Source organism: Breznakibacter xylanolyticus (assembly GCF_003254275.1).
Taxonomy (GTDB): domain Bacteria; phylum Bacteroidota; class Bacteroidia; order Bacteroidales; family Marinilabiliaceae; genus Breznakibacter; species Breznakibacter xylanolyticus.
Genome location: NZ_QKZK01000062.1, coordinates 1 through 7937 on the forward strand (window position 1 = coordinate 1; position 7937 = coordinate 7937).

The 7937-nt window shown below is 38.7% G+C and carries 6 protein-coding genes; 3 read left to right on the forward strand and 3 right to left on the reverse strand.

Going from position 1 to position 7937, the window contains the following annotated elements:
• The 3 genes from LX69_RS18075 to LX69_RS17010 all read left to right on the forward strand — a co-directional run.
• The coding region (locus LX69_RS18075) for a hypothetical protein (protein WP_221621413.1) at positions 1–206 on the forward strand (206 nt) is incomplete at its 5' end.
• Between the two features lie 230 nt (positions 207–436).
• Complete coding sequence (locus LX69_RS17005) at positions 437–1459, forward strand: Fic family protein (RefSeq protein ID WP_111447228.1); 1023 nt, start codon at positions 437–439, stop codon at positions 1457–1459.
• Positions 1460–1714: 255 nt separating this feature from the next.
• Positions 1715–3844, forward strand: coding sequence for an outer membrane beta-barrel family protein (locus tag LX69_RS17010; protein ID WP_111447229.1), 2130 nt, complete (start codon positions 1715–1717; stop codon positions 3842–3844).
• A gap of 958 nt (positions 3845–4802) precedes the next feature.
• Here LX69_RS17010 and LX69_RS17015 read toward each other — a convergent pair.
• The 3 genes from LX69_RS17015 to LX69_RS17025 all read right to left on the reverse strand — a co-directional run bounded on the left by LX69_RS17015 (position 4803) and on the right by LX69_RS17025 (position 7430).
• Positions 4803–5285, reverse strand: a complete 483-nt coding sequence (locus LX69_RS17015; protein WP_111447230.1) for an RES family NAD+ phosphorylase — start codon at positions 5283–5285, stop codon at positions 4803–4805.
• Positions 5285–5656: a type II RES/Xre toxin-antitoxin system antitoxin gene (gene parS / locus LX69_RS17020; RefSeq protein ID WP_221621414.1), complete on the reverse strand. Its 372-nt coding sequence runs from the start codon at positions 5654–5656 to the stop codon at positions 5285–5287. Before parS ends, LX69_RS17015 begins: the two co-directional genes overlap by 1 nt.
• A 478-nt stretch (positions 5657–6134) precedes the next feature.
• Complete coding sequence (locus LX69_RS17025) at positions 6135–7430, reverse strand: ATP-binding protein (RefSeq protein ID WP_111447231.1); 1296 nt, start codon at positions 7428–7430, stop codon at positions 6135–6137.
• Between the last annotated feature and the right edge of the window lie 507 nt (positions 7431–7937).

Here is a 7937-nt window from a genome sequence, read left to right on the forward strand (position 1 = left end):
GCACATTGATCGCCCATTTGCTTTTAATGGTCCTAAGGGCAAAGTCGGACACAAAAAAGGCTTTCTCTACAATTGCCGCTTTGGTTAGGATTTACCTGATAAGCCATTTAGACGTTTATTGGGTGATTGAAAACTGTAGACGGACTTATGTCAAAAATGTAAAAGCAAAAAACAAAAGTCCTGACATACAACTCGCATTTTTCTGAAAAAAAAGGGGGGGTAGGTAATTGAAAAACAATTGAAGATATGCTTATATTGCTGTTTATCAACACTTACAATCTTTGAAGATTGGAGATTTCTAGTTTTGTCGGTCAGTAGTGAATGAGAATCTTTAAATATAGAGCAGAAGTGGAGTTATATTGAATGAATTGAAAATATTACATTTGAAGCCAATAATACTCATGTAGTCAGAGAATAGAAATATGTAGTTTGAACAATGGATAATTTCGAAGAATATTTGCGACAAGGAGAACCAAACAAAGCAGAAAAAGCGAAAGTATGGAAAACTGCAATTGGATTGCAACAAGTTGACGGACTAAAACCATCAGACTATTTGATAGCAACTGCAAAACAAAATATTGATGGTGATATTTCCATTGAGGAGGTAAAACATCGAATTGACAGTTATTACAAACAACACCCAGTAAAAAATGTCGAAAACCGTACCGAAGAAGCAGATAAAGTTTCTGCACGAATTGCTGAAATTTTAAGTGAGCAAACATTTACGTTTTCCCCTATTGAATACCTTACAATTCATCGCAGATTGTTTCAAGGCATATATAGCCATGCAGGCAAGATTCGTGATTATAACATTACAAAGCAAGAATGGGTTTTAAATGGCGAAACGGTTTTGTATGCTAGTGCCGAGAGCCTGAAAGCTACTTTAGAATACGATTTTGAACAAGAAAAAAAATTTAAATACAAGGGGTTAAGTCTACAAGAAATTATCGAACACATAGCCCACTTTATAAGCTACTTGTGGCAAATTCACATTTTTGGAGAAGGAAACACACGCACGACTGCTATTTTTCTGATTAAATATCTTCGAAAACTTGGTTTTAAGGAAGTTAACAATGATTTGTTTGCTGAGCATTCTTGGTATTTCCGGAATGCTCTTGTACGAGCCAATTTCGAAGATTTATCCAAAGGCATTCACAAAACAGAAGAGTATCTTATTCGATTTATATCCAATTTATTGCTTGGAACGAATCATTTGCTTAAAAACAGAGAAATGCACATTCAATACTCTGACACTGTAAAAGTGCAAAATGACACTGTAAATGACACTGTATTTGATTTGATAAGGCAAAATAAAAATATTGCAGCAGCAGAAATTAGTGAACGTCTAAGTATAAGTTTAAGCACTGCTAAACGAAGAATAAAAGAACTAAAAGAGAATGGTAGTATCATTCGTATCGGAAGTGATAAGACAGGGTATTGGAAAGTTAATGAACAATAACAATAAGAAAACAAAACACCAGGCGGTAACATTGTGTAGCATTAATGGCGGGTGAAGCACGTTCCGCAAGGTTCGTTTCCCGCATCAACCAACTAACGGCTTGAAAGGAGATTCGCCCGCAATCCGCCACTAATGCTACACTACCCGTTAGCCCCCAGCCAAGGAAACGACCAAACAACACATCAAATCCCAAAATATAATTGCAAAAATCAAAACTTAAAGATTTCCAATGCTTGAATGACAAACCATAATTAGATGAAACCCCTAAGATTAACCCTAATTCTATTCATTTTTACATTCACTCTGCAAGCGCAGAATTATTTTAACACCGAAAGTGATACGATTGCCATTGCTGAAGTTGTCATCAAAGCGCAACGAAATGCGGTGAAAATTAATGGTGACAAAACCTTGTTGAATCTACAGAACAGCTCCATTTTTGGCACAAAATTAATTGATGCCTTACCGGTTGTTCCTGGGATTCAGATAGACCGAATTAATAAATCGTTGACTTTCGAAAACAAAAATATCCAGTTGTTCGTCGATGGCAGGCAGATAATGATACCGTCTGAATCAGTCTATACCTATATTCAGAGTATCCCAACTGCAACTATCAAGCAAATAGAGTTTAATGCTCATCCGGGTGCTAAATACGATGCTGGTAGCCAATCTGCAGTTGTCAGCATTACCACCAAAAAGTCATTGGATAATCATATCAATTTTAATCCCTATTATAATTACACTAAATACAAATACTACAACGATAACTACGGGGGTAGTTTGTTTGGCAATTGGAAAAAAATTGATTTTTCCTTGAGTTACGATGACTATTTTGAGAAAATATTTAATGATAAAGTTTCAAAAGATATTTACTATAATAACGGCAGTGTTGATTACAGCAGAAATGATACATCTCATGAGATTGGAACTGGTAAATATCAGAACATCAACAGTACAATTGGTTATAAAACCACATACAACGATTTTATATTCTCCTATTTAAGAACAGCGGATGATCCTATAAAAAGCAACTCTTATCAAACGACCGATTTCATCCAGGATAATGTAATACAACAATTCGAAACCGAAAATAAAGGACAGCAAACCAATAATTGCAATTCATATACTGCTGCATACACTCATCGCTTAGACACTTTGGGAATGGCTTTGCAAGTGTTTTACGATCATACGGATATTAAATATCGTAACAACGTGAATCAAACCTATTGGGGGTTCGAAAAAGATTCGGTAAATATTCAGAAAATTGGTACTGATACACATCTCAATACGTTTAAAGTTGATTTTAACAACCATGAAGATGCCATATATTATCTTGAGTTTGGGTTTAAGTATTCGTGGACTGAAAATAATTTTCGCAATTTATTTAGTTCTATCAACGATTATCAATTCAGCGTGGATGAAAATATTCTGGGTACTTATTTTTCGATCAAGCGAGATTGGGAAAACTTTAACGCAACAATCGGAATAAGGGGTGAAAATAATTCATTGAAAGGAAATTACTCCAATAATTTAAACGATGAAGTTCAGTCTGTTAATTGCGATAATTTCCGTTTTTTTCCAAATATTTTTATCGAATATCTATGGAAAAAGAACAGCATTTCGCTGATTTCCGACTCAAAAATTCAGCGCCCAAGCTATGGCCAGTATAATCCTCTTGAAATTATTAATGATCCCTATTCTATTTCACGGGGTAATCCGTCTATATTATCGGCTTCGGTCTACAATTATAGTTTGAAATATATTTTTAATAAGCGATTCTCTTTTAGTACGTTCTTTTCAAACGTAGATGATCAGGTCGGTAATGTTGTTATTTCTAATGAAAACAATATTTCAATTACTGAACCGGTCAATTTAGATTATTCCCGTTATTATGGCATTAATACAGGGGGGAGCTTCAAGCTGGTAAGATGGTGGAGTGTCAGTTATTGGGCACAGATAAGCAATTTTGACAAAAAAGGAACTCTACCCGACCGCATTTTTCGAATATCTGTAAAAAATAGCTATAACGCCTCTATCAATCAAAAATTAACGCTTCCCCATGATTATATGGTCAATTTTAATGCCTTCATTTCTGGCAATGGAAGCTGGGGCGGTGTTTATAATCAGGATAATGCCTGGGGGGAAGTTTCCGTAAGTGGTAGAAAGGAATTCTTTAGCAAAAAACTTAGTGTGGAAATATTTGCCAATGACATTTTAAATACCAATAGTAAACTTTCAGCTCATTATCAGGACAGTTTTTATAGCACACAATTTACCAATCACTATACCGGTCGTTGTTTTGGGATCGGTATTAGCTTCAATTTTAACAAGGATATTGAGAAAGTCGAGTTGGACACAGATACCGAAGAAAAAAACAGGATCAATTGAATTTGATGTATCCGATCAATAATCACTTCAATAAATTCGATTTTTCTGAGAAGCAAAAGGGGCGTCACCGCCCCTTTTGCTTTTATTCTAGTTTTTCTCCATTTCAATTTTAACCCATCTTGCAGCTTTCCATCCAAAATTCATTAACCCATCTTGCAGCTTTCCATCCAAAATTCATTAAAAAAACACCTTTTTTCACCTCAAAATAGGCTCTTTTGCTCTATTTGCTTTTGTAATACATTGATAATCAGTGTCTGAATTTTCGAAAAATCATTTGTAGTACACAAGGGGGTATTGTATATCAGCGGTTTACATGTTTACTTTGGGGCATGTATTTCAAAGTATCCATGCGCACCAACCCCGAAACGGGAATCTATAGCGGTTATTACCGTGTTTAGTGGAGAGCTAGCGTCATTACGCTACCTTTACAAAGCGAAAATCTGTAGTACACAAATCCGAACTCGAAAATGAACAATTCATTGAAATACAGGCGCTGGCTTTAGGATAGCTGCAAAATGGGTTAAGAAATATACAAAGGTAGGTGCAGATTGTACCTGTTGTGTGGTATGTACTATGATTTTGACTTCAATTGGCTGATAATATTAATGTTTTAAATCCATCGTGGTTTGGGTAATCCGCCTTTCTTTCATTGATCTCCCAATCCTCTGTCCTTAAAATTGTTCGTTCCTGGCGAATGATTGCGTTCGAGATTGTTTGTTGTTGACGAATAAATTACCGTATGCTTTTTTAAAGTGGTCGATTTTGACCACTTTCATTTTGGAGTCTGTATTTTTTAATGATGTTGCTATTCTTCCAATAACCACAATGATCTGTGACGATATGGTTTTGGGGCAGGCAATTAGAGCCCTCTGCGGTTAACCTCTTCCCACCAAGAGGCCAAGATCCCGCCAAGTCCGCCAAGAAAAAAACATTCGTAAAGCGTTTGTGGTTGGAACTCCTATGTTTTAGACTTTGTATATTGCCATCTGTCAGCAAATTTAAATGGCGTAATGGATATGACGTTTATTTTTGCTGCGTCAGGATGATTCGGGTTAATCAGGTAATTATATTCTTGTGGTACAATGCTGCTGGGGACTTTCAATACAACTGAGTTTTTTCCATTCACAAAATCATCTCCAATGAACTGAGTTGCCAATATGGGTGGTTTAGAGTCCCAGTGTTTAGGTAAATCCTCTATTCTTAATTCAAGCATGATCAGTTCATCCGGGATATCTATTTCTACAAAATATCTATCGTTGGGCAAATCTTCACTTAAATCTAAATGTACTGAGACTTCCAACATCGCCAAGGATCTTGATTCGGCTGTGTATACCAAATAAGTATGCAAACTATTCCAGCGATATCCTTTGGTTAAGGCAGAACCAATTCCTTTTAAGGTGGTGTTCAGGTATTTTTCTCTTTCATCCCGGATGACTCTCATTATGCCATATTCCCGTATTCCAGACGATATAGTGCATTTCGAACTTCATCTATTCCGGTGATTGAATCAAACAAGCTTTCTGGAGAAACCCCTCCTAACGACACATTGGACTTTTTTAACCATCTTTGAAACTTTTCCTGTTCTTGGCTGAATACTTCAATTCCAAAATCAAGAACTTCGGATAATACTAGCACCAATTCGCTGTTTCTGCTGTCCATACGTTCATGTTCCCTTTTCTTCTTATTGTAAGTGGTTTGAGCGACTCCCATGTATTCTAACAACTGCCTTACCGGTAAGTTGGCCTTTTGTCCTATTGCTTCGATGGATTCATCGGGCAAACCATGGCGTATGAATGCCACTTTTTCTTTCATGTTGTTCCAGGTAACATTTCCACCCAAAGTCGCTATCATTATTGGGGGGATGCCTTCTTTTTCGATCACTGCACGCTTAATACTCTTTTGTGGATCGAATCTTTTTACATTCCCGGTTCTTTTTTATTTATTGACAAGCATAATGACAATTTTACTGTAAAGATACAGCAGAAGTACTATTACTCCAAATGTTCTGCTACAAATCCAAATCCAATCATCAGGATGTCTTTTCTCTTAGTAGCTAGGCATTACAGTGTCTGTAATGAAAAACTGTTGTTAGCTTTTTATTAACGCCAAGAAGACATGTAAAATAAAATGCGCCCTTCGCGTTCCTCCCTCTGTGCCCTTTGCGGTAATATCTTCTAACCGCCAAGACGCCAAGGCTACGCCATGATCGCAAAGAAAAACCTCCGTGCCCCCGTGTCTCTGTGTTTAATTCATTTTACCGCCAAGGTCTCGCCAAGGTCGCTAAGGTTCATCAGAATGGGGGCTTTGTGAAGTATTTATAAAAAGGCAACACGCTTATTTTGCACGACGATTCGGTGAGCATTTCTTCTTCATCCAGCGTGATGATGTGGCCGAAATTGACCTTCAAGTGTTTGCATGCGTTCACGAGTCCTTTTATTTCACGTGCGCGGGTGGCTTCCTGCTTGAGGGTAAGCGAAACCTGAATGGCGATGGGATGATGGCTGCTTGGGGGTTGTGCAATAAAATCGCATTCCGTTTGATCCTTGTAATAAAACAGGCGATGGCCTTGTTTGAGCAATTCCATGGCTACCATGTTTTCCAATAGCTTTCCCTTGTTTTCCGATACCCCAAAGTCGATGGCACTCAACAAGCCATTGTCAATGATGTAAACCTTTTTGTCGCTTTTGGCCTGTTTGATCTCCGAAAAATCATACTTACTGATGCTTTGAGTCAGAAACACCGTGTTGCAATGTTCTAAATATTCGTACAGATACTTGTTGCTGATCTTGTACCCCATGGACTTCAGGTCGTTGTAGGTTTTATTAACGGACAACGGGCCGGTGACGGCTGAAAATATCTTTTTGATGAAAAACTTCAGTACTTCGGGGTTTGATATCGAGTAGCGCTCAATGATATCGCGGTATATCATCACATTGAAATATTCTTGCAGAATCTTGATTTTAAATGGGCGCTCAAATCGCGTTAGCTCCGGAAAGCCCCCTTCGGTCATGAATTGTTCGGTCAGGTGAATCAGTTTGGCACGGTTGGCTTGTGTGCTGGAATTGTCCGGCCCGTTAGTGGCCTTTACAAATTCGACAAAGCTGAACGGATAAACAGTATAGCTTACTGTGCGTCCCCGTAACTCGGTGGCAATTTCGGTACTTAACAGCCGTGAGTTGGAGCCGCTGATATACAGGTGTTTCGATTTTGTGTCGTAAACGCGGCGGATGAATTTTTCCCACCCATTCACGTTTTGAATCTCGTCAAAGAAAAAGCTGGTCTCTTGCAGGTTTGCCTCCGGATATAACTCCAAATAAGCCTGTAAAATCATATCCAGGTCGGTTGGTTGAAGGTTGAGCCGCTCGTCCTCAAAGTTGATGAAGACAATTTTTTCGGGAGGAATGCCTTCTTTTTTTAGTTGGGCCATCAGATCGTACAACAAATACGTTTTGCCGCTGCGCCTGGCCCCTACAAGGCTGATAATCATGCCTGTGTTGGTGGGTATTTGCAAATGCTCACGCTTGATGATAGTGCCCGGGATGAATTGTTGGTTTTCTAAGATGATTTCTTTGAGTTGCTGCTTCATTGGTAGCCCATTGATGAGGTCGAGTGTCGTTGTGTTTTGTGTAAATTTAGTAAATTATACCAAGAAATGTGTGTGTTGTTTGGTAAATTCTACTAAAATAAAACGCCTCGCCCTCTGCGTTCCTCCCTCTGCGCCCTTTCTTGGCTATGCCAAGCCACTTTGTCGATTAGCGGTTAACTCTTTCTTTATCGCCAAGATCGCCAAGTAAACTCCGTGCCCCTGTGTTTAATTCATTTTTACCGCCAAGTCGCCAAGTTTACGCTAAGATTGCTAAGAATACACTTCGCGCCCTTTGCGGTTAATTCTTCTCTGCGCCCTTCGCGGTTAAATCTTACCGCCAAGTCGCCAAGTTTACGCCAAGTTCGCTAAGAAAACCCTTCGCGCCCTTCGCGTTCTTCCCTTTGCACCCTCTGCGTTTAAATCTTACCGCCAAGTCGCCAAGTTTACGCCAAGTTCGCCAAGAAAACCCTTTGCGCCCTTCGCGTTCTTCCCTTTGCGCCCTTCGCG

What these genes read in the sequence shown, in the direction of transcription:
- LX69_RS17005 (WP_111447228.1), top strand. Translation starts at nt 437, where the DNA reads ATGGATAATTTCGAAGAATATTTGCGACAAGGAGAACCAAACAAAGCA.
- LX69_RS17010 (WP_111447229.1), top strand. Translation starts at nt 1,715, where the DNA reads ATGAAACCCCTAAGATTAACCCTAATTCTATTCATTTTTACATTCACT.
- LX69_RS17015 (WP_111447230.1), bottom strand. Translation starts at nt 5,285, where the DNA reads ATGAGAGTCATCCGGGATGAAAGAGAAAAATACCTGAACACCACCTTA.
- parS (WP_221621414.1), bottom strand. Translation starts at nt 5,656, where the DNA reads ATGAAAGAAAAAGTGGCATTCATACGCCATGGTTTGCCCGATGAATCC.
- LX69_RS17025 (WP_111447231.1), bottom strand. Translation starts at nt 7,430, where the DNA reads ATGAAGCAGCAACTCAAAGAAATCATCTTAGAAAACCAACAATTCATC.